Source organism: Mesorhizobium loti R88b, assembly GCF_013170845.1.
GTDB classification, from domain to species: domain Bacteria; phylum Pseudomonadota; class Alphaproteobacteria; order Rhizobiales; family Rhizobiaceae; genus Mesorhizobium; species Mesorhizobium loti_B.
On the sequence record NZ_CP033367.1, the window covers coordinates 4,776,169 to 4,797,338 of the forward strand.

26 protein-coding genes are annotated in these 21,170 nt (G+C 62.2%); 12 read left to right on the forward strand and 14 right to left on the reverse strand.

Annotation, left to right across the window (positions count from 1 at the left end; all coding sequences use genetic code 11):
- Positions 1–37: 37 nt before the first annotated feature.
- From EB235_RS23330 to EB235_RS23350, 5 genes are all read right to left on the reverse strand, one after another.
- Positions 38–559, reverse strand: coding sequence for a hypothetical protein (locus EB235_RS23330; protein ID WP_027028719.1), 522 nt, complete (start codon positions 557–559; stop codon positions 38–40).
- Positions 560–594: 35 nt separating this feature from the next.
- On the reverse strand, positions 595–1,560 hold the full coding sequence (locus EB235_RS23335) for a DUF3592 domain-containing protein (RefSeq protein WP_245268732.1): 966 nt from the start codon (positions 1,558–1,560) through the stop codon (positions 595–597).
- A 127-nt stretch (positions 1,561–1,687) separates the two neighbouring features.
- Positions 1,688–2,131 (reverse strand): lysozyme inhibitor LprI family protein, encoded by a 444-nt coding sequence (locus EB235_RS23340; protein WP_027028717.1) that lies wholly within the window; start codon positions 2,129–2,131, stop codon positions 1,688–1,690.
- 104 nt (positions 2,132–2,235) lie between these two features.
- Positions 2,236–2,844 (reverse strand): class I SAM-dependent methyltransferase, encoded by a 609-nt coding sequence (locus EB235_RS23345; protein WP_027028716.1) that lies wholly within the window; start codon positions 2,842–2,844, stop codon positions 2,236–2,238.
- Between the two features lie 31 nt (positions 2,845–2,875).
- Positions 2,876–3,037, reverse strand: coding sequence for a hypothetical protein (locus EB235_RS23350; RefSeq protein WP_167334846.1), 162 nt, complete (start codon positions 3,035–3,037; stop codon positions 2,876–2,878).
- A 104-nt stretch (positions 3,038–3,141) separates the two neighbouring features.
- On the opposite strand from EB235_RS23350, the gene EB235_RS23355 reads away from it, so the two are divergent.
- The 3 genes from EB235_RS23355 to EB235_RS23365 all read left to right on the forward strand — a co-directional run bounded on the left by EB235_RS23355 (position 3,142) and on the right by EB235_RS23365 (position 5,064).
- On the forward strand, positions 3,142–4,089 hold the full coding sequence (locus EB235_RS23355; protein ID WP_051429559.1) for a LysR substrate-binding domain-containing protein: 948 nt from the start codon (positions 3,142–3,144) through the stop codon (positions 4,087–4,089).
- Positions 4,086–4,463: a VOC family protein gene (locus EB235_RS23360; RefSeq protein ID WP_027028715.1), complete on the forward strand. Its 378-nt coding sequence runs from the start codon at positions 4,086–4,088 to the stop codon at positions 4,461–4,463. Before EB235_RS23355 ends, EB235_RS23360 begins: the two co-directional genes overlap by 4 nt.
- Before the next feature lie 412 nt (positions 4,464–4,875).
- Positions 4,876–5,064, forward strand: a complete 189-nt coding sequence (locus tag EB235_RS23365; RefSeq protein ID WP_027028714.1) for a hypothetical protein — start codon at positions 4,876–4,878, stop codon at positions 5,062–5,064.
- Between the two features lie 66 nt (positions 5,065–5,130).
- Here the strand turns inward: EB235_RS23365 and EB235_RS23370 are convergent, their stop codons facing one another.
- The gene (locus tag EB235_RS23370) at positions 5,131–6,201 is read right to left on the reverse strand and encodes a glycoside hydrolase family 25 protein (RefSeq protein ID WP_027028713.1); all 1,071 of its coding nucleotides are present in this window, start codon (positions 6,199–6,201) and stop codon (positions 5,131–5,133) included.
- A gap of 231 nt (positions 6,202–6,432) precedes the next feature.
- Here EB235_RS23370 and EB235_RS23375 point away from each other — a divergent pair, with 231 nt between their 5' ends.
- Both EB235_RS23375 and EB235_RS23380 read left to right on the forward strand, forming a co-directional pair.
- Positions 6,433–7,389: a DUF1402 family protein gene (locus EB235_RS23375; protein WP_032925331.1), complete on the forward strand. Its 957-nt coding sequence runs from the start codon at positions 6,433–6,435 to the stop codon at positions 7,387–7,389.
- A gap of 25 nt (positions 7,390–7,414) precedes the next feature.
- Positions 7,415–8,044 carry a DedA family protein gene (locus tag EB235_RS23380; protein ID WP_027028711.1) on the forward strand — a complete coding sequence of 210 codons (630 nt, stop codon included), beginning with the start codon at positions 7,415–7,417 and terminating at the stop codon, positions 8,042–8,044.
- A gap of 99 nt (positions 8,045–8,143) precedes the next feature.
- Here EB235_RS23380 and EB235_RS23385 read toward each other — a convergent pair whose 3' ends face one another.
- From EB235_RS23385 to EB235_RS23405, 5 genes are all read right to left on the reverse strand, one after another.
- Positions 8,144–8,935, reverse strand: coding sequence for a phosphodiester glycosidase family protein (locus tag EB235_RS23385; protein ID WP_027028710.1), 792 nt, complete (start codon positions 8,933–8,935; stop codon positions 8,144–8,146).
- A gap of 121 nt (positions 8,936–9,056) precedes the next feature.
- Positions 9,057–9,683 carry a transglutaminase-like cysteine peptidase gene (locus EB235_RS23390; protein ID WP_027028709.1) on the reverse strand — a complete coding sequence of 209 codons (627 nt, stop codon included), beginning with the start codon at positions 9,681–9,683 and terminating at the stop codon, positions 9,057–9,059.
- A gap of 135 nt (positions 9,684–9,818) precedes the next feature.
- The gene (locus EB235_RS23395; RefSeq protein WP_027028708.1) at positions 9,819–10,691 is read right to left on the reverse strand and encodes an undecaprenyl-diphosphate phosphatase; all 873 of its coding nucleotides are present in this window, start codon (positions 10,689–10,691) and stop codon (positions 9,819–9,821) included.
- Positions 10,692–10,885: 194 nt separating this feature from the next.
- Complete coding sequence (locus EB235_RS23400) at positions 10,886–11,083, reverse strand: hypothetical protein (RefSeq protein ID WP_027028707.1); 198 nt, start codon at positions 11,081–11,083, stop codon at positions 10,886–10,888.
- A 149-nt stretch (positions 11,084–11,232) separates the two neighbouring features.
- Positions 11,233–11,631, reverse strand: a complete 399-nt coding sequence (locus EB235_RS23405) for a GFA family protein (RefSeq protein WP_027028706.1) — start codon at positions 11,629–11,631, stop codon at positions 11,233–11,235.
- A gap of 116 nt (positions 11,632–11,747) precedes the next feature.
- On the opposite strand from EB235_RS23405, the gene EB235_RS23410 reads away from it, so the two are divergent.
- Positions 11,748–12,776 carry an isopenicillin N synthase family dioxygenase gene (locus EB235_RS23410; RefSeq protein ID WP_027028705.1) on the forward strand — a complete coding sequence of 343 codons (1,029 nt, stop codon included), beginning with the start codon at positions 11,748–11,750 and terminating at the stop codon, positions 12,774–12,776.
- A 33-nt stretch (positions 12,777–12,809) separates the two neighbouring features.
- On the opposite strand, the gene EB235_RS23415 is transcribed toward EB235_RS23410, so the two are convergent.
- On the reverse strand, positions 12,810–13,295 hold the full coding sequence (locus EB235_RS23415; protein ID WP_027028704.1) for an SRPBCC family protein: 486 nt from the start codon (positions 13,293–13,295) through the stop codon (positions 12,810–12,812).
- Between the two features lie 133 nt (positions 13,296–13,428).
- The gene (locus tag EB235_RS23420; RefSeq protein WP_027028703.1) at positions 13,429–13,677 is read right to left on the reverse strand and encodes a ParB N-terminal domain-containing protein; all 249 of its coding nucleotides are present in this window, start codon (positions 13,675–13,677) and stop codon (positions 13,429–13,431) included.
- Positions 13,678–13,832: 155 nt separating this feature from the next.
- Between EB235_RS23420 and EB235_RS23425 the strand changes: the two genes are divergently transcribed.
- The 6 genes from EB235_RS23425 to EB235_RS23450 are packed head-to-tail and all read left to right on the forward strand — an operon-like array spanning position 13,833 to position 19,876.
- A complete protein-coding gene (locus EB235_RS23425) occupies positions 13,833–15,476 on the forward strand; it encodes a N,N-dimethylformamidase beta subunit family domain-containing protein (RefSeq protein ID WP_027028702.1) in 1,644 nt (547 codons plus the stop codon).
- Between the two features lies 1 nt (position 15,477).
- Positions 15,478–16,863, forward strand: a complete 1,386-nt coding sequence (locus tag EB235_RS23430; protein ID WP_027028701.1) for an aspartate aminotransferase family protein — start codon at positions 15,478–15,480, stop codon at positions 16,861–16,863.
- Positions 16,864–16,867: 4 nt separating this feature from the next.
- On the forward strand, positions 16,868–17,797 hold the full coding sequence (locus tag EB235_RS23435) for a 3-keto-5-aminohexanoate cleavage protein (RefSeq protein ID WP_027028700.1): 930 nt from the start codon (positions 16,868–16,870) through the stop codon (positions 17,795–17,797).
- A gap of 19 nt (positions 17,798–17,816) precedes the next feature.
- Positions 17,817–18,320, forward strand: coding sequence for a DUF523 domain-containing protein (locus tag EB235_RS23440; protein WP_027028699.1), 504 nt, complete (start codon positions 17,817–17,819; stop codon positions 18,318–18,320).
- A 3-nt stretch (positions 18,321–18,323) separates the two neighbouring features.
- Positions 18,324–18,851 carry a GNAT family N-acetyltransferase gene (locus tag EB235_RS23445; RefSeq protein WP_027028698.1) on the forward strand — a complete coding sequence of 176 codons (528 nt, stop codon included), beginning with the start codon at positions 18,324–18,326 and terminating at the stop codon, positions 18,849–18,851.
- The gene (locus EB235_RS23450) at positions 18,848–19,876 is read left to right on the forward strand and encodes a histone deacetylase family protein (protein WP_027028697.1); all 1,029 of its coding nucleotides are present in this window, start codon (positions 18,848–18,850) and stop codon (positions 19,874–19,876) included. The genes EB235_RS23445 and EB235_RS23450 overlap by 4 nt, the downstream gene beginning before the upstream one ends.
- Before the next feature lie 16 nt (positions 19,877–19,892).
- Here EB235_RS23450 and EB235_RS23455 read toward each other — a convergent pair whose 3' ends face one another.
- On the reverse strand, positions 19,893–21,161 hold the full coding sequence (locus EB235_RS23455) for a cysteine desulfurase-like protein (protein ID WP_032925330.1): 1,269 nt from the start codon (positions 21,159–21,161) through the stop codon (positions 19,893–19,895).
- Positions 21,162–21,170: the final 9 nt, after the last annotated feature.

Genomic DNA, 21,170 nt, shown 5'->3' on the forward strand with positions numbered 1-21,170 from the left:
ATCCCGCCTGCAACACCCGCAGCGTCTGCTCACGGCGCTAGTCATCGCTGCATCCTGTCAACGTGAAGGCATCCCATGCCGAGCCGTCCGGATTGGCGTTGGCGAAATCGGCCCATCCAGTGAAAGCCACGCCGAAATCGGGCAAGAGCAGCCCTTTCGGCGCCGGTGTCGCTTCGCGCGAGTTCAACTGCTCGGCGCCGCCTCCGGTCAGGGCGTAGACCTGACCATCCCATATCCTGCACAGCCCGCTGCCATCCTGAAGGCCCGCCTCGCGATCGTCGTCGGTGCAGGTATGGCGGATGGTGCCGAGCGGGAACGAATTCCGGCCATTGGTCCAGGTGATGTCGGCCGGCAGGTTTTTTTCCGTGTTGGGCACGCTCAGCGAAAACACCTGCGCCGTCAGCGCCGCCGGCTCATTGTCGATCGGCCGAAATTGCAGAACCGCGCCCGAGCGCGGCTCGCGGTAGGTGGCGTGGCTCAGCATGCATTCCCTGGCGCTCGCCACCTGCAAGGAACCGAGCAGTGCCAGGATAAAAAAGACCGGTGTGCGGATGATCATCTGAGGTCTCCGGAAAGCGTCATGAAAGCCCACGCTCACACCAGCCCAACCAGCAAAGCAGCGCCGCCGAGAAATCCTGCCGAACAGACCCACAGCAGCCAGAGCCCGCGCACCCGGCATTCGAGCACGGCCGAGCCGGGGTTGGCGGGGTCATAGTGCACATCGACCTTGCTGCCCTCGGCGTAGCTTCGCGCCTGACCGCTGACGAGGCCGGGCAGCGAAGCCGTGACCGTGGCGCCGAAGCTGATGCGGTCGGAACTGTAGCGTTGGCCGGCAACGCCATAGCTGTAGACGATGCGGGCTTTGAAGACGGTGCGCCAGTGCCGATAGCCGCTATAGTTTCGCAGCGCCTGCAGGCCGGAGTTATCGATGCGGCCGGCGGTGACCGGCCATTTCGCCGCCTGCTCGGCGAGCGACTTCTGGGCGAAACCCATGCGCAGGATCATCAGGCCCATGAACAGCAACAACGCCGCCGCGCCGAGGTTCTGTGGCTTGGGCAGATGCGGCCGGATCGCCTCGAGCAAGCCGCCGACGGAAAACACCAGCACCAGCGCGCCGATCACCAACCCGGCCGAAAGCTGGAACATGAACTTGAAGGCGCCGTCCGGCATGGTGCGCTCGATCACGGCTTTGCTCGGATCGGCCGGATTGTAGAAGACCGTCACATCCGCCCCACGCGGAAACTGCGCCAGGGTCTCGGTGACTTCGAAATTCCCCAGATTTTCCTTCACGCTGTAGCGCGAGCTTTGAAATTTCTTGGCCCCCACCTTGTATTCGAAGGTGATCGCCGGAAAATTGCGCATCTCGGTGGTATCGCTGCTGTCCGAGCCAACACCCGAGCTTCTGACCTCACGCGCCTCGACGCGCGACGACATGATCTTTCCCGGCGTCGGCAACCAGTGGCTGAGTGCCCGCACCTCGCGCCATTTCAGGAAGGTGATGAGCGACAACATGCCGGCGACCGCGCAGGCAAAGCCGACAAGCAGAATCTTGAGTTCCACCCTGATCCCCCCGGAGTGCAGGAACCGGCACTAGACAGCACCGCGGTGGCAATGTCTCGCTTATTCGCAGAGCCACCGGAGTGAGCGGCCCCGCGAATCCAGATGGCTCGACGCTGCGAGCGGCGCTTTACTCATCGATCTCCATGACACGGACATACCCTTCCAGCAGAAGCGCACGATCCCGGATGACATTGGTCGCGTCGGCAGCCTGCATGGGCACGTACATCGTGCCTTGCCTTGTTTCATAGAGCGCGTCTCGTGCCTTCGCTTCGGCATCGCGAAAAGCCAGCCAGGCGCGCTGCGACAGACGCAGCTGTTGCGCTGCCTCGTGCGGCAATTTGTGCATCAGCGTCGCGTAGGCGGTATTCATGCGGTGATCATAATCATCCGTCGCCGTCGCCTCGCATTCGGTTTGGCCTGCGGTCGAGCCATGGTCTGGGTCGTTCAGGCAGCGGTCGAGTGTCTCCGCCGTGGGGTCTTTCAGACCCGAGGCCAACAGGGGCGCCGGCGACAGCGCCATCAACAAGCAGGCCAGCGCTCCGCTGATGAGCTTTCCGCCAACGTTGTGCATTGCTCCCCCATAGATGACCCGACGCACGGGTGACGTTCGCGCACCAAGATCGTCTTCCGGCATTGTGGAGGCAATATGCCCGAACGCAAGTCGGCGTCGGGCCATCAGGCCGGTCTCACAGCCAGGAAGGTGTTCCATTCTTCGTCGTTGCGGCCCAGGTTGAAGTCGTCTCTGAGAATGACCAGCCCGGCGGTTTCGAGACGCGCCGCGAAGTCGTCCCGGCGCCAGTAGACCGTATGATATTCGCCCGATGTCTCGCCATCGCCATTGCGCATCGACACAAGGAAGGCGCCGCCCGGCCGCAGCGACGCGGCTATCTTGGCAAGCACCTGGTCGGTCTGGTCGCGCGGCACATGGATCAGGACGGCGAGCGCCAGGACCGCGTCATAGGGGCCGCCGAGATCATCGGTGAGCAGCTCGAGAAGCTCACCGTGTTTGCCGCGCGCAGCCTGCAGCTCGAGAAACCGTTTTGTCGCGTCGGTGCGGCGAACTTGGACACCCAACCCCTCCAGAAAGTCCGCATCGTAGCCCGCTCCAGATCCGACTTCCAGAATCTGGCCGCTCGTTCCGGCGATCGCCAAAAGGCGCTTGAGCGATACCTGCTCTCTCTCGTTGGGGACATGCCGCACGATCGCATCGTAGCGTTCCGCATAGTCCTCGTATGCACCGATCGTTTGACGGCTCTTCGCCAATGCATCCGATGACGCGTCCATCGTTCCCTCCCTTGCATCCATCAAAGCTTCTTCAGCGGCTGGTGCCGGGAGGCACGTGTCCGTCGAGCACACCGATGTCACGCAGAAAATGATCCGACAACGAACGGTGATCAAGCAGGCCGCGCCTGCGGGATCTGAACGGCGCGGCGAAGAAGTCGAGCATCGGACGACGAAGCGTGTTGTAGAGGGTCATTGCCGTGTCCTTCCAGGTTCGAGTTGATGATCAGAGAATGCCGTGTTCTGCCCTTGGTTTCCAATCGAACGTCGCGTAGCATGCATCAGGAGGATTGATGCGTCATGAGCTGGGACCTACCGCCACTGGGCGCTATCCGGGTGTTTGAAGCCGCGGCGCGGCTTGGCAGTTTCACCAAAGCCGCCGAAGAATTAGGGATGACCCAGTCAGCGGCCAGCTATCAGATCAAGGTGCTGGAGGAACGCGCCGGGACGCCGCTTTTCATAAGAAAAACAAGACAGATCGCTTTGACCGAGGCCGGGCAGCAATTGGCGCCACACGCCACAGGTGCGTTCTCGGCGCTGGCCGATGCCTGGGTCGCCACCAAGGGTGGCGCGAGCGGTGTGCTTTCCGTCACGACCATGGCAACATTTGCATCGAACTGGCTGGCCGTGTGGCTTGGAACATTCCAGCTGATGCATCCAGACCTCGCCGTGAAGGTCGATACATCGTCCCGGCTGATCGATTTCGGGCGCGAGGGCATGGATATCGGGATCAGGACCGGCACCGGCAAATGGCCTGGCCTGACCGCCCACTATCTGTTCAAGGCGGACTACACGCCGATGCTCAGCCCAAGATTGGCCGAGAGCGTCGGCGGCATCCGCCACCCCGAGGACCTCTACAAGGTGCCGCTCTGCGGCCCTGACGATCCCTGGTGGAAAGTCTGGTTCGAAGCAGCCGGCGTGCCCTTCGACCCCGGTCGTGTCATCGCGCGTCCGGCGCTTGGCGGACAGGCCTATGACGCCATGGCGGCACTGACCGACCAGGGCGCTGCAATCCTCACGCAAAACCTCTACAGCGTGCTGTTGGCGAAGGGACAGCTGATAAAGCCTTTCGACATTGTCGGGTCCGATGGCGACGGCTACTGGCTGGTGCACCTGGAAAGCCGCCGCAACACACCCAAGATCAAGGTGTTCCGGGATTGGGTGCTTGCCCAGACGGCGGATATTCGAGAACAGGAAGCGCGCCAGACGCAGGCTTCCAGGGCGCACGCGCAATTGAGGACAGAATGATCGATCACATAACCATCGAAGTGAGTGACCTGGAGAAGAGCAAGCGCTTCTATGAACGCGCTTTCGCGCCGCTCGGATATCGCCTGTCCTTCGGCAAGGAAGGCGTGTTCTGGGCCTTCGATGTCGGCAATGGCTGCCTGTTCGAGATCCAGCGATCCGGCGAGACCTTGCCGCTCACCCATCTGCACGTTGCTTTCCGCGTCGGCAGCAAGGCAGAGGTCGATGCATTCCATCAGTCAGCGCTGGCGGCCGGCGCCAAGGACAATGGCGCACCTGGGCCGCGTCCCGACTATGCGCAGAATTACTACGCCTGCTTCGTCCTTGACCCCGATGGCTACAACATCGAGGCGATGATCAACGAGCCTTCGGCCTGATCTCACCTTTACCAGCCTCCGCTATTCATCGGCATGAGGTGAACATAAAGCCTTCCAACCGAATCGCGCAATCGGGCGCCGGCGCCCGCATCGGCCAGTCAGTTGATCGAGATCAATGCAGAAGCGTCGCCAGTGCTGTCTCCTCGGCTATCATTCCAAGGAGAGCGAACATGTCGACTTACGACCTCATGGTTATCACCGCGGTCCTGCTTAGTTTCGCGTCATTTTCCGGGGCACTGGCGTTTGCCACCTTCGACGAATCGCGTCGCCGTCACCGAAGATAGGGTTTGGCGTTTCGACCGGATGGATGGGCGGTCCGGCGGCCATCCACACGACGAAGTGATACGGGTCCAATTTGACGATGGAACAGATCGAATGAGAACATCTGCAAGATAACAACCGGAAACGGGCCATGAGCGACGAAGCCGACGACGATTACGACATCGTGAACCAGCTTGCCTATGTCAGGGCTGATCCAACCCAGCACGACACGCTGACGCTTCTGACCATGATCGATGCGGCACTTGCCGAGATCATGAGCTTGAGGGCGAGGCTGCGGCTGAGCGAGGAACGCAATGGCGGCAGCCGCCAGCTCCAATGAGGATCAGCGGTCGGCGACACTTTTCCTAGGAAAGCCGTTTCACACTTTCCTGGAATTGCTCTTGGCCTAATCCACGTCAGCCATCATCTGCCGGCCACCGCCGCCGGCCCAGACGCGCCATTGCTGCTCATCGCCATGGAAGACGTTGAGATCGATGCGGCCGGTGACGCCATGCGACAGGCCGGAGCCGGAATATTGCCAGAACAGCCATTTGCGGTCGGGATAGACCTTTGACGGATGCCGCGCCACCGCGCGCACCCAGAAGGGGTAATCCATGAAGGCGCCCTGGAGATTGTCGCGGTAGAAGTCAGGCGATGTGTAGATAATGGGCCGCTGGCCGTAGTGACGCTCCAGCCTGTCCATGAACACCTGCATCTTCTCCAGCACCTTTTCGCGTGATGGGCGCCGCGTGCAGGAGGAGTCGCCGTTCCACTCGACATCGATCACCGGCGGCAGCGCGCCGTCGACCTTCGGCACGTTGCGGATGAACCAGTCGGCCTGCTCGCTGGCGACTCGGCACCAATAGAAGAAATGGTAAGCGCCGCGCTTCAACCCGGCGGCGTCGGCATTACGCCAGTTTTTCATGAACATCGGGTCGAGATGGTCGCCGCCATCGGTTGCCTTTATGTAAGCGAAGTTGGCGCCTTGGGCGCGCAGCTTCCCCCAGTTGACGTCGCCTTGCCAGCGCGACACGTCGACACCGTGGACGGCGAGATGCCTGGGTGAGGCTTTGCCGAAATTGATCGGCTTGGCGTCGCGAAAGCCGTAACGCATGATCGACCCGGCAAACATGGGCGGCGAATTGCGGCTCAACAGCTTCGACGTCGAGACCAGCGCGGCCGCCCCGACCGGCGGCTCGGCACTGTCGGACGGTTCAGGTGTCGCGAGCATCACCGTTTCTTCTTCCGCCAGGCCAAAAGGTCGAGCAGGCTCATCCACGGGCGCTGCCTCGGCCCGCTTGCGTGCCTTGGCCTTGGCTACAGGGACCGATGCGATCGGCGCGCTTGGCCGCACCACCGAGCTGGTGGTCTCGTTCGACGGCTTTTGCACGTCAAGCGCGTCCATGCCCGATGTCGACGAACAGCCGGCAAGGCACAATGATGCGATCATGAAACTGACGACGCCTGGTAACCGCATCTGGACCTGTACTCAGAACACAACAGACCGAAGGCGACGGGCCGACGGACAACCAGCCCAGTTATGAACGAGAAATTACCAATAAAGTTTGAATCAAGTTTTTTACCATAGCTGTGGCTCGTTTAAGACATCCGCCGCCAACGTCCGGCCAAGCCTTGACAGCGCCATGATGTGGCTGTTGAGACAATCTGCGGCCACCGACATTTTCCGCGATTTCCGAAAAGGCGCCCAATGACTGCGTTGCAGCGGCTTCTCCTCATCCCCCTGCTCGCCGCCTTCTCCTGGAGCGGGACGGCGCAAGCCAGCGGGCTGGTCGTCGTTCCCCCCGGCAATCGCTCGCAGACACAGCCGACGATCCCGGATGCATCGGCGACGCGAACCCGCGCGTTCAAGACCACCTACGCGGAGAAATACGAGAAGATCATTGCGCTCTTGAAGCGCGAGAAGAAACTGGTGGCGCATATCAAGCAGGTCGCCGCGGCTTACGATATCGATCCCATCCACATCGTCGGCGCGCTGGTCGGCGAACATACCTACAATGTGACAGCCGTCGGCTCGGTGCAGACCTATTATGTGAAGGCGCTGTCCTATTCCGGTCTCGATTTCTCCTTCCGCTACAAGGGCGTGCCGGTGCAGACCTTTGTCCAGCGGCCTGAATTCGCCGCCTGCGCGCAGGCCGGGGACAGTTCTGCCCTGTGGAGCTGCCGCGACCGGGTCTGGGTCGAGCATTTTCGTGGCAAGACGGTCGACGGCGTCACCTATGAAGCCCAGACCTTCCAGCAGGCGTTCTTCCAGCCCTTCTTCGCCGGCCAGACCTTCGGCCTCGGCCAGATCAGCCCGTTGACCGCGCTCGAGGTCACCGACCTGGTCAACAGGGTGAGCGGCTACGACAAGCTGACACCGGATCATCCGCAGGCGATCTATCGTGACGTCATGGATCCGGACCGCAGCATCGTCTACATCGCCGCGATCGTGCGCGACGCCATCGACGCCTACAAGGAACAGGGCTTCGACATTTCAGGCAATCCGGGGATCACGGCCACGCTCTACAATGTCGGCCAGCCCCGGCAGCGGGCGGCAGCCCTCGCCAACGGCAAGGGCCGCAAGCTGCCGGTCGAGAATTATTACGGCTGGCTCGTCAACGACAAGCTCGACGACCTCAGAAGCCTGCTCGACAGCGGCAGCTGAGAAACGCCTTTTATCAGGAGCCTGCGTGCAGTCGTTCATCGACCAGAGCGTTTGTTTCATCGAGAACCATCAGGCCTGGGCCGGCCTCGTGGTCGGGCTGCTGGCATTCGGCGAGTCGCTTGTGCTGGTCGGCATCCTCTTGCCCGGCACCACAGTGCTCATCATCGTCGGCGGCCTGGTGGGGGCCGGCATCGTGCAGCCTTTGCCAGTCCTTCTGGCGGCGATGATCGGGGCAGCACTCGGCGACACCATCTCCTATTTTCTCGGCAGATGGCTGGGCCGTGGTGTCGTTCACAAATGGCCGCTCAACCGTTACCGCCGCGAGGTCGCCAGGGCGCGGCTGTTCTTCCACCGTTACGGTTTTTGGGCCGTTTTCATCGGCCGCTTCTTCGGCCCGGTCCGTGCCACCGTGCCGCTGGTCGCGGGCATGATGGGCATGCACCGGCGCCGCTTCCAGATCGCCAACATCCTGTCGGCGATCATCTGGGCCCCGGTCGTGCTGTCGCCTGGGTGGTTGGTGGCCAAGGGCGCCGGCAGCTTCCCGGAGCTCGATGTGACCAGCCTGTTTGGGATAGCGGCGATGGCCTCAATCGCCTTGATCATCATAGCGGTGATCGCTTTTAGGCTGCGGGGCAAGCGAACGTCCCGAGCCTAAAGCGCGTCGCGTCGAAACGGATTCATCCGACGCGCTTTAGGTCCTTGTTCTTATGCATGTCGTCTTCCCAAAACCGAGGTCACTTTTGGGCGACATGCCCTAGCCGCGCTTCCTGAACACCCCGATCATCGGGCCCAGGTTCCAGTAATCTTCGTTGCGGCCGATTGCAGGCGCCAGCAGGCTTGAAATCGAGCCATCGAGAAACAGCGCATTGTCGCAGCCGAGCGCATCACGGAACAGGCGGGCGAATGCATGGAAATTCACCGTGCCATTTGAAATGGCGAAAACGGCTACCCCATCCTTGCGCACGCCGACCCCGTCTCGGGTCTTGAGCGACGTGCCGTCGGCCTGGAATTTCGGATGCAGCTTGCCGTCGATCACCAGCATCGGCCCGGATTGCGTGGCATAGTCGGTGTGTGGACGCTTCCTGACGAAATCCCTGGTCGCCCGCACACTGGCCTTGCCGTTGCTGATGTAGAAGATGCCATTCGGCTGCAGCGAGAAATTGCCGGTTCCCGATCCTGTCTTCACATCAGCCATTTCCTGGCCACGTTCGACATACAGCCCAACCGGCCTGAGATCGGGATGATACATGCCGGCGTTGATGGCAAACAGCATGGTGCGGCCAGCGGCGCGCTGGGCGTCATCGAGATTGTGAAGCGACTGGAAAGGCTTGCCGGCCTGATCCTTCCAGAACAGTTCGATCGAATAGAGCTTCGGGTCGACCTCGCAGACCAGATAGCTGGTCGCTTCGAAGGCAAAGTCGCGGCACGGCGGCACCGAGGCGAACCATTGGCTGAATGCCATCGTGGTGGCGACCGCCTGCGGCAGTGCGGCCTTGACCAAGGTCGACAGCAGAGGCGCCGCGTTGAGAAGTGTCAGAAAATCCATGCATCTATCCGATTGTCAGCTCCAACGAGCGGCCGTGGATAGCACCGTCGACCGGCACTATGAAGGCCGGCCCGGGAGTATGGACAGTGTATGTGGGGCCGGCGCGGCAGCACCGACGAGACTATTTGACCGAACTGACCAACTGTTCGTCGCCACCAAGGATGGAAACCCAGTGCCCGGTGTTGTCGCTCGCCTGCCGTTTCAGGTAGCGATAGCTCGTCTGGTTCCAGAGGCGGACCTTGTCGGTCAGATTGTCGAGGATGAAGTCGCCCTTGTCGGTGCGCACCGTCAGCACGGCATGGCCTTCGCCATCGGGCTTGCGAACCACGGTCATCAGCAGATTGGCGACCGGAACACCCAAGTTGCTGAGTTCGCGCCGCTTTTCCAGTGCGTAGTCCTCGCAGTCACCAAAACCATTGTCCGGATACGCCCACCACTCGTCCTTGCCGTAATTGTCCATGTCGCTCATCGGCTTGACGCGCTTGTTGACCGAGAGATTTACCGCCGAGATATCATGCAGCAGCTTGCTGCTCATGTGTTCCGGCACGCTGTTGGGCGAGCGGATAGAGCATTCGGCGGCATGTATCTTGCAAAAATCATAATGGCCGATCGGCTGGGAAGTCGAGCCGCCGACAACCATGGAAACAGGCGCGGCATAGGCGGAACCCGCCACCACACAGAAAGCGGACAGCGCAAACGCCAGCCCCAGCCCCTTCGCCTTGCGGCGCCAACCCATCGAGGATGCCATCCGGCCCCACCCATCTGTTTTGTTAACAGAACGTTAAGGGCTGTTACATTCCGAAGTCAATGAATGCGTTTGATCACATCTGCGAGTGGCGACTCATCAGTCCAAGGGGTTGCGCGCGCGCAACACTGGCCTGGTTTAAGCCAGCCATCCCATCGCCACGGCCAGCAGGAGGACGACGCCGAGCAGTCCACGATAGATGACGAAAGGCCAGGCGGAGAACCGCTCCAGCACGCGCATCAGGCCCCAGATGGCGAAGAAAGCGGAAATCGAGGCGACAACCAGCCCGGTGGCAAGAACCGACCAGCCATGGGCGTCGAGATGAACCTTGTGCAGTTCCCACAACTCCTTGAGGCCGGCAAGCGCGATCGCGGGCAGCCCAAGCAGGAACGAGAAGCGCGCCGCTTCGGCCCGCTTGAAGCCGAGCCCAAGTGCAGCCGTCAAGGTCGAGCCGGAGCGCGAGACGCCAGGGATCAGCGCGCCGATCTGGGCAACGCCGACGAGCAGCGCGTCGGCCAGCGAGGCTTCGCCGATGGTGCGCTTGTGGCGGGCGAAAATCTCGGCCAGAGCCAGCAGGATCGCCATGGCGATGCAGGCCCAGCCGATCACGCTCAGGCTGCGCAGCGGCGAATTGCAGGCGTTGAGCACGCCCGACAGCGCGACGCCGGCAATGACGATCGGGATCGTCGCCAGCACGATCCAGGAAGCCAGCTGGAAATGCCGGTCGGCAAAATCGCGCCGCGCGAGAGCGTCGAGCGAGCCGAACAGGAGATCCCTGACATCGCTCCAGAAATAGCTGATCACGGCGGCAAGGGCGGCAAGCTGCATGGCGGCGGAGAAGGCGGAACCCGGATCCTGCCAGCCGAGCACCGCCGGCACAATGCGCATATGGGCGGTCGAGGAAATCGGCAGCAATTCGGTGATGCCTTGCACCAGGCCAAGGAATGCGACCTTGGCATATCCCAGGCCGACAAAGCCGGTGTCCACGCCCTGGGTGCAGATGTCAGCCATGTCGGGTTCCGTGTGTGAGAGATCGAACTTGCGCTGGTGGACCGGTGTTGGTCAGTCCCGGGCAAGCCATACCGTCATGGGGTGGATAATCAATTTACGGATTTGTAATCTGGCGCCGCTGCGCCGAATGCGCAAGGCTCAAAACCGGCCCAAGCGGCCGGCCTGTGTCCTCATGGGGAAAAACGGCAAAGCGATTACGGGCACAGCCAGAGTTTCTGGCAAGTCCTGGCAATCACATGCGCCGGCGGAACGACAGGTTCTTCGGCCGAAGGGCGGCGCGCCCGTTCGAGCAGCATGCGTACCTGTTCGGGGCGCACGCGATCGCGCTCCATGACAAGCAGAACCATCGGATCGCTCAAGAGCTCGTCCAGGGTGCTGATGCTGTGGTCCATCCGTCGTCTCCTCGAATGCCGGCCCGCGCTGCATAGATAGGAAGACAATGATGGCCCGCCAATGACGATTTGCCGGCTATCGCGTGGTGATTTGGATTAAATTTTGGTCATGGTCGCGCATGTCCTTCTCCTCCAGCAGAAGGACAGACCTAGCCCGGCGGCGGTCCGGCCTCATACTGTGGCAGCCCGTCATCGAGCACCACCCAAGGCTGCCTTGAGGCTGTGAAAATGTGCATCTGTGGCCTGAAGAGCGTGGGATCGTCGAGCGAACCAGTTGTGACGCCGATGATGCCTGCGGAATCACGACGCGAAAACATCGTCGTGCCGCAGCTTGGGCAAAAACCGCGCTTGAGATCGGGCGAAGTGTTCACCGTCGCCAGCGGCCCTTCGATCGTCACCTCGTCGATGCGAAACAGCACGCGCGCGTTGAAGGCGGCGCCGATCGCCTTCTGGCAAAGCCGGCAGTGGCAGATGCGCTCGTTGATGGGATCGACGTCAGCGCGATAGCGAACCGCCCCACACAAACATCCGCCCTGATATCTTGCCATGGCCTTGATCCAGAAATCGAGAGAATAGGCGTCAAGGTTAGTCGCGCGACCGACAGGGTCAATTGAAAAGCTTAGATACAAAGCCATCGATAACCGTGATGCGGGTGAGGCTCGTCATGACGCAAGACATCGAAACCATCGGCATCGCGGATCTGTTCGGGCCGCCCTCGGCCGCCCGCGACCGCGCTGACGCCAGGATCATGGCCGCTGCCTCCGGAATAGGCTTCATGGCGGTTCGCGATTTTCCTGGCGATGCCTGGCTGACGCCGGACAGAAGAGCGCAATTGCTGCGCATCTTTGCTCTTCCCGGCAGCGAGAAGCAGAAATTGCTGCGCTGGAATTTCGACCAGACGAACAAGAACGTCTATCGCGGCTGGTTCCCGCTGCAGCCGACAGCCGTTTCCTACAAGGAAGGCATCGACATGGGGCCGGACCTCGCCGATACAGCAGGGGTTTCGGCATCCGACGATCCGCTGTGCGAGACGACGCCATTACCAGCCGAAGAGACCTTGCCCGGTTGGCGCGCGGCCGCGGCGGACTACTACCGCGCGATGGGGACGGTCGGCAACGCGCTGATGCGGTCGATCGCGCGCGGGCTTGGCCTGCCGGAAACGATCTTCGATCCGTATTTCGAGGATGGCATCTCGACACTGCGCCTGATCCGCTATCCCTTGCGCGACGCCACTGCCGGTGTTGACACCAGCGGGCCTGAGTTCTCGGTGGTTCACAAGGGCGAGAAACGCACCGTCATCGGCCGCGAGCATGCCGATTCCGGTTTCGTCACCTTGCTGGCGCAGGACGGCGTCGAGGGCTTGCAGGCAAAAACCCTCGCCGGCGAATGGATCGACGTGCCGCCGGCCAATGGCACGCTGGCGGTCAATTTCGGCCAATTGCTGGAGCGCTGGACCGGTGGGCGCGTCCGGGCGACGCGACACCGGGTGATTGCGCCGAAGACGGCGCGGTTCTCGATCCCGTTCTTCTATGAACCGCGTGTCGACGCCGAGATCGCGCCCTTGCCGTTGAGCGGCACCGAACCTTTCCTGCCGTTTCTCTATGGCGACTATCTCTGGGAATCGGCGACGAACTTCGTCGAGATGAGCGGCATCAAGCATTTGCGTGAGCCACGCCGCGCCAGGGCTTCCTGAGCCTGGCGCGGTTGTCGTGGAGGCAGCCCTGTATCAGAGCGTCCTGGCGAGTTCCTCGAGTTGGTCGGTGCACTGGCCCCAGCCGACGTGAAAACCCATCGCCTCGTGCTGTTCGCGGCCGGCGACACTCCAGTGCCGGACGCGTGCGGTGTAGAGGGTCTTGCCCTCGCCTTCGTCCTCGAAGGTCAGCACGCCGGTCATGAACGGCTTTTCCGATGGCTCCCAGGCCTTTGTATAGGCATCGGTGAAGACGATCTTCTTGCCGGGAATGACTTCCAGGAAGACGCCGGGGTTGGGAAACTCATTGCCGTCAGGGCCAGCCATGATGACCAGGCTCGAGCCGCCCGTGCGCACGTCCATCTCGGCGCGTGGTGTCGTCCACGGCTTTGGTGCGAACCATTGCGTGATCAGTTTCGGGTCGCTCCAGCAACGATAGACGTTCTCGCGCGGCGCATCGATGATGCGGGCAACAACCAGTTCACGGTCATTGGCGGGGGCGATGTCGAGCTTTGTGGTCACGGAGGTCTCCTCAGGTTTGATCTTGGCTTCCGTGCCGAGGACGAGCAGATCAAACGCAAGCCGACACTTTCAGCGAAAAATTCTGGCAGTGAAAAATTCTGGAACCGCCCGCATTGCGACAAGGCGGGCAGAGTCAGTGGCGCTTGGCTTGCACCAGATAGGCGTCGATTTCGGTCTCGCCGAGCCACCTTGCCGCCTCCAGCCGATGCAGGCCTTCGACGAGGACATGACGCTTGCCGTCGTGGCGGACCTGGATCGGCGTCTTCATGCCATTCTCGAGAATGTCCTCGGCGAGACTGCGCACGGTCTCTGGGTGCAGCGTCTTCTTGCGCGCCGTCGGCACGTAGATATCGTCGAGCTTGACCTTTTGCACTCTGAGCATACTGGCTCCCGAGGCGGAAAATACCGCCTTGCCTGAGATAGTCGCTTTGCCGGGTGCGGCCAAGAGCGGCTAAGCAAATGCTGGCCCGATCGTTTCCATTTGACGCTTGGTGGGCAGATGGCCGAAATGGCGGCCTTCGATCCTTTCCGGTGTTCATGACCCATCTGCCTACCGAATTCCCCGATTTCGGGTTGACGCCCGAGCAGCGCCGCCACGCGGTGCGCGGCCACTATTACGAATGGCCAGGCATGGATGGCGAGCGCGGCGAGATCTGGTGCTACAGCGACCGCTTTTCCTATCGCGCCGGGGAGACGGTAATGCTGCATGTCAGCTCGACCGCCCCAGCCTTCAACATGGCGATCGTTCGTGACGGCGGCACCGAGACGAAAGTGTTCGAGATATCAGGCATCGCGGCGGTCTGGCAGGACACTTCAGACCAATGTTCCGCCGAGGGTTGCGGCTGGGAAGTCGCGTTCGAATTCCGTGTCGGCAACGACTGGCCGTCCGGTGCCTATCGGATAACGCTGACTGCCGCTGGCCATGACGGCAAACAGATCCAATCCCATCATCTCTTCATCGTCAGCCCCCGGCCCGGCAAGAAGCCCGGCCGCGTGCTGCAGGTGGCGGCGACGGGCACCTGGCTTGCCTACAACACCTGGGGTGGCTCGAACCACTACCAAGGCATTACCGGGCCTGACCGCAACCAGTACTCGCCTATTGTGTCGACGCAGCGCCCTTGGTGCCGTGGCTTCGTCGTGCTGCCCAAGGATGCGCCGCGCGTGCCGCTGGAAGTGGCCGTCCCGCCGAAGACAATACCGCGCTATCCCCACATGGAGTGGGCGCTGGCTACCGGACATTCGAAGAAATACGCCTCATCGGGCTGGGCGAGCTATGACAGTCATATGTTCCGCTTCGCCGAGCGGGCCGGCTATGACATCGACCTAGTGAGCCAGCACGATCTGCATTTTTCGCCTGACATTCTCGACGGTTACGATTGCGCGGTCTTCGTCGGCCATGACGAGTACTGGACCTGGGAAATGCGCGACGCGGTCGACACCTATGTCGAGCGCGGCGGCCATGCGGCGCGCTTTGCCGGCAATTTTATGTGGCAGACACGGCTGGAAGACGAGGGCCGCCGGCAGGTCTGCTATAAATACCGCGCGCGCGCCGAGGACCCAGCCTATCTCGGTGGCAGCGACGTTACCCGTGCCACAAATTCCTGGGAAGCGCCGGAAATCGGCCGACCGGGTTCGGCGACCTTCGGGCTCAACGCGACACGCGGGGTGTATGCCGGTTGGGGCGGCTGCGCGCCGCGCGGCGTGCGCGGTTTCCCGGTCTACCGGCCCGAACACTGGGCCTTTGCCGGCACCGGCATCTATTATGGTGACCTGCTCGGCGCCGACAGCCATGTTTATGGTTATGAGGTCGATGGGCTCGACTTCGAGATCCGCGGCGGCCTGCCCTACCCCACATCAGACAGCGGCGCGCCGGATGGCTTGCAGGTTCTCGCGGTCGGCATGGCCAGCCAGGTTGAGGAAAGCGCCGACATCCCGATCGAGGACCAGTTCCTCACCGACGAGGATGGCCGCTTCACCGCCGAAACCCTGTTTGGCGAAGCGAGCGACGCCAATCTCGAAAAGGTCAAACGCGGCAATGGCATGATCGTCAATTTCCCGCGTGGCAAGGGTGAGGTGTTCCACGCCGGAAGCTGCGAATGGGTGGCCGGCCTGCTGAGACAAGACCCGATGGTCGAACGCGTTACCCGCAATGTCCTTGATCGCTACCTTGGAAAGTCCTGACATGTCGAAGACCCAGACCGCCGCTCAAGACACCGAGGCCCGGCGAGAATCGCATCTGTTCTATCTGTCCAGCCTGCGCCGGCCGCTGATCGACCGTGCCGAAGGCATTTACATGTGGACCCAGGATGGCAGGCGTTTCATCGATGGCTCGAGCGGGCCGATGGTCGCCAATATCGGCCATTCCAACCGCAATGTGCTCGATGCCATGAAGCGGCAAATGGACCGCGCCACCTTCGCCTACCGGCTGCATTTCGAGAACGAGCCGGCGGAAGAACTGGCGCGTGAGCTGGCCGGCAAGCTGCCGGAGGGCATGGATCGCATCTTCTTCGTCTCTGGCGGCTCGGAGGCGACGGAATCCTGCATCAAGCTGGCGCGGCAATGGGCTGTCGCCACCGACCAGGCTAGCCGCTGGAAGGTGATCACGCGTTTCCCCTCCTATCATGGCGGTACGCTGGGTTCGCTGTCGATCACCGGCGACGACGCTCTGGCCGAAACCTTCGAGCCGATGATGCGGGTGATGCCGACCGTGCCGGCACCGACCGCCTGGCGCGACCGCGACAATCTTTCGATGGAGCAGCGTGGCGTCCGCTATGCCGACATGCTGGAAGACAAGATCCTCGCCGAAGGTCCGGAGAGCGTCGTTGCCTTCATCATGGAGCCAATCGGCGGTGCGGCGACAGCGGCTCTGGTGGCGCCAGACAGCTACTATGCGCGCATCCGCGAAATCTGCGACCGCTACGGCATCCTGCTGATCCACGACGAAGTGATGAGCGGCGCCGGTCGCACCGGCAAATTCCTCGGCGGCGACCACTGGAACTGCAAACCCGACATCGTCGCGCTGTCGAAGGGGCTGGGCTCGGGCTACGCGCCGCTTGGCGCGCTGGCGGCGCCCATGCGGCTGGTGCAGCCGCTGCTCGCTTCCGGCGGTTTCCAGCACGGCCACACCTATGCTGGCAATCCGCTGGCCTGTGCTGCCGGCCTTGCCGTGCTGGGCGAAATGGACCGGCTCGACCTGATCGCCAATGCGGCTGCGATGGGCGACGTGCTGATGGAGGGACTGAAAGCGCTGGCCAAGCGCTTTCCCTTCATCGCCGACGTGCGCGGCAAGGGCCTGCTCACCGGCGCCGAGATGGTTGCCGATCCCGAGACGCTGCGTCCGATCGACCAAAACAAAAAAGCCACGCAGCGGCTGCTCGACCTCGCTTATGAGCGTGGTCTGATCATCTATGGCCGCAGGGTCAAGGGTGGCGTCGAAGGCGACAATTTCATGGTCGCGCCGCCGATGATCGTCACATCAGAACAGGTCGGCGAGATCATCTCCATCATCGGTGACTCGCTGGAGGTGCTGGCCGCCGAGCTCGACCTGCCAGTCGAAGGCCAGGGCTAAAAAGATGGCGCCGCGAAAAGTCATCGTCACCTGCGCCGTCACCGGCTCTGTGCATACACCGTCGATGTCGCCCTATCTGCCTGTGACGCCGGACCAGATCGCGGCCGATGCGATCGCGGCGGCGGAAGCCGGCGCCTCGATCCTGCATCTGCACGCCCGCGACCCCAGGGACGGACGGCCGACCGCCGATCCGGACGTGTTCATGCAATTCCTGCCGCGCATCAAGCAGGCGACCGATGCGGTGATCAACATCACCACCGGCGGGTCGTCGCTGATGACCCTGGACCAGCGACTGGCGGCACCCTTGCGCGCCGAGCCCGAAATGTGCTCGCTCAACATGGGTTCGATGAATTTCGCCCTGTTCCCGATGCTCGACAAGCCGCGCGAATGGCAGCACGAGTGGGAGCCGAAGCTGCTCGAAGCCACCCGCGACACCATTTTCAAGAACACCTTCGCCGACATGGAAAGCGTTCTCGAAAGGCTGGGCAAAGGCTGCGGCACACGCTTCGAATTCGAGTGCTACGATGTCGGCCATCTCTATTCGCTGGCGCATTTCCGCGACCGGGGCCTGGTGTCGGGGCCGCTGTTCATCCAGTTCGTGCTGGGTATTCTCGGCGGCATCGGCGCCGATCCGGACAATCTCATCCATATGAAGCGGATCGCCGACAAGCTGTTCGGCGACAGCTACCAGTTCTCGGTGCTGGCCGCCGGCCGCCAGCAGATGCCGCTGATCTCGATCGCCGCGGCGATGGGTGGCAATGTCCGTGTCGGCCTGGAAGACAGTCTCTACGATGGCCGTCAGCTGGCGAAATCCAACGCCGACCAGGTGCGCCGCATCCGTGGCATTCTCGACGGGTTGTCGCTGGAGGTTGCAACGCCGGCCGAGGCGCGCGAAATGCTGGCGCTGAAAGGTGGCGATCGGGTCGCTTTCTAGGGGCCAGGGAGGAGCTGACATGGAAAGGGTTCTCGTCTCCGCCTGCCTGCTCGGCAGTCACGTCCGCTACAACGGCTCCTACCGGCTCAACAACCATCCGGTCCTGATGCGCTGGCAAGCGGAAGGGCGGGTCGTGCAACTCTGCCCTGAGGTTGCCGCGGGTTTCTCCACGCCGCGTCCCGCTGCAGAAATTCACGGCTCAGCCGATGCTGTGCTTCGCGGCCAGGGTCGAGTGATCGAGCAGACGGGAAATGATGTGACCGCACTTTATCTCGAAGCCGGGCAAATTGCGCTCGACCTCGCCCGAGAAACGGGATGTCGCTACGCGGTTCTTACCGACGGCAGTCCGTCCTGCGGCAGCAGCTTCGTTTATGACGGCAGCTTTTCAAGCAGGCGCGTAGCCGGTCGCGGCACGACCACCGCTCTGCTGGAAGCCAATGGCATTCGGGTCTTTTCGGAAGACAGTATCGGCGACCTTGACGATCTCCTAAAGAAGTCCGGTTCAGCCGAAACCGCGGCCTGATTCATGTCAGACAAGATCCAGCCCCCGACCAGCGACACCGTCATCCGCCCCGGCACCATCGACGACGCCGAGACCATCCACGCCGCGCTTCTCAAACTTGGCACCCATATCGGCGCGCATCAGGAGATCGTATCCACTGTTGACGATCTCCGCGCCTATGGCTTCGGCGAAAAGCCCGCCTTCTCTACCCTGATCGCCGAAGTCGGCGGCGAATTCGCCGGCCTCTGCCTGCATTTCCCGATCTTCTCTACCTGGATGGGCCGGCCTGGGGTCTATGTGCAGGATCTCTATGTCGAGGACCGGTTTCGCGGCCGCAAGATCGGCGAGCGCCTGCTGCGGCGTGTCGCTGCGGAATGCCGGAAAGAGGGCGGCGTGTATCTGCGGCTGTCCGTCGACACCGACAATGAAGGCGCGAAGGCCTTTTATGAAAGGCTGGGCATTGCCTGGTCGAGTTACGAACAGACGCAGAAGATCATCGGCGAGGCCTTTTTCACCTTTGCCGACGCACCGGAAAATGGGGATCAGGAATGAAAGCCTTTTATGCGCAGGAGCAGAAGCGACACGACCCCAAGGCCTTTCTTTCGAGTGGTGCCGCTCAGCCCAATCCGGAAAAGCCGGAGCGCGTTGAGAGATTGTTAGCCGGCGCAAAATCTGCCGGCTGCACGACCGAACGGCCCCGGAATCACGGACTTGGACCGGTAGCGGCGGTCCATACGCCGGAGTATCTCGACTTCCTCGAACACATCTTCGAACGCTGGCAGCGCATCGAAGGCGCGTCGGCGGAGGTGATCCCCAACATCCACCCGATCGCCCGCAACGGCTCTTATCCGGCCTCCGCCGTTGGCCAAGCTGGATATCACATGGCCGACACGGCCTGCCCGATCTCGGGCGAGACCTGGCAAAGCGCACTATGGAGCGCCTGGAGTGCGGTCGAAGCCGCCGAAACGGTGATAGCTGGCGCGCCGGCCGCCTATGCGCTGTGCCGCCCGCCCGGCCACCACGCCTTTGCCGACGTCGCCGGCGGCTTCTGCTTCATCAACAATTCGGCTGTCGCGGCGCAGGTGCTGCGCAAGCAGGCGGCGCGCGTCGCCATCCTCGATGTCGACCTGCACCACGGCAATGGCACGCAAGGCATTTTCTATGCACGGCCTGACGTGCTCACTGTCTCGCTGCACGCCGATCCGGTGCGCTTTTACCCCTTCTTCTGGGGTCATGCCGACGAACGCGGTGAAGGTCCGGGCCTCGGTTACAATTTCAACCTGCCCCTGCCGCGCAAATCCGCCGACGCGGCGTTTCTGGAGGCGCTCGAGGCGGCCCTCCAGCGCATCCGCGCCTTCTCGCCCGATGCGCTGGTCGTGGCGCTCGGCCTCGACGCCTTCGAGGGCGATCCGTTCGGCGGGCTTTCGGTGACGACGCCAGGCTTCTCGCGCATCGGCGAGGCGATCGCCAAGCTTGGCCTGCCGACGGTCATCGTCCAGGAAGGCGGCTATCTCTGCGACGCGCTCGGCGACAACCTTACCGCCTTCCTCACCGGATTCGGCGGCAAGGCGCGGTAACAATTCAAGCTCCGCGTCAGGACCGCTGCTGCCTGAGCATGGCAATGACCCGATGTACGCTTTCCAGCGTCTCGTCGATCTCAGCCATCGTATTGTAATGCGCGATGCCGATGCGCACGACGCCTTGTTCGGCCGGAATACCGAGCTGGTGGACAATCTCCCAGGCGTAGTTGTGGCCGGACCACAGGAAGATGTTTTCGCTATTCATCTGCCGCACGATCGTTTCCGGCACGATGCCTTCAACGGTAAAGGAGACCGTCGGCACACGATCGACGAGCAGGTTCGGATCGGTGATGCCATGGATGGTCAGGCCCGAAATGTCGGACAGGCCGTCGATCAGCCTTTGCGCCAACGGGTTTTCATAGGCGATGGACACTTCGAACGCCTTGGCAATCTTCTGCCTGCGCGAACCGCCCTCGCCTGCCGCAGCGCCAAGGTCAGCAAAATAGTCGACCGCCGCCGTCAGGCCGGCCATGAGTTCGATCTGCGGCGTGCCGAGTTCGAACCGCTCCGGCAGGCCATTGGACGAACAACGACATTTGTAGGGCTTCAGGCCTTCGACAACGTCACGCCGCCCCCACAAAATGCCCATATGCGGCCCGAAAAACTTGTAGGCCGAGCAAATGAGGAAATCGCAGCCGAGATCGCTGACGTCGATCAGGCCATGCGGCGCGAACTGGACGGCATCGACATAGACTAGCGCGCCGGCCTGTTTTGCAATGGCAGTCAGGGACTTAACCCGGTTGATCGAACCGGTCAGGTTCGAGGCATAATTCAACGCGACCAGCCGTGTCTTGTCACACAAGAGATCAGCCAGCGTCGCCTCTTCGACCTGCCAGCTCTTTTCATCGAATGGCAGCCAGCGCACGACGAGGCCGAGGTCCTCGGCCAGTTGCAGCCAGGGCGAGACATTGCCCTCATGGTCCATGCGGGTGAGGATGATCTCGTCACCGGGTTTGAAGCCGCGGCCAAGCGTGCGCGACATGTGATAGGTCAGCGTCGTCATGTTGGCGCCGATGATGATCTCTTTGGGGCTCGCCGCACCGAGGAAATCAGCCATCGCCTGGTGCGCGTCGTCGACGACAGCTTGAGCGGCGATCGTCGTTTCGAAATAGCCGCCGAGATTGGCATTGGTGGTCAGCAGGCAGCGCGATACCGCATCGGCCACCGCCTGCGGCACCTGCGTGCCGGCGGGGTTGTCGAGATAGATGCGCCGGCGCCCCTTGTCGGTCAGGGAAAGCGCCGGAAATTTTCCACGCACGGCCTCGATTGGAAAGCCCACCATTGTCTCCAC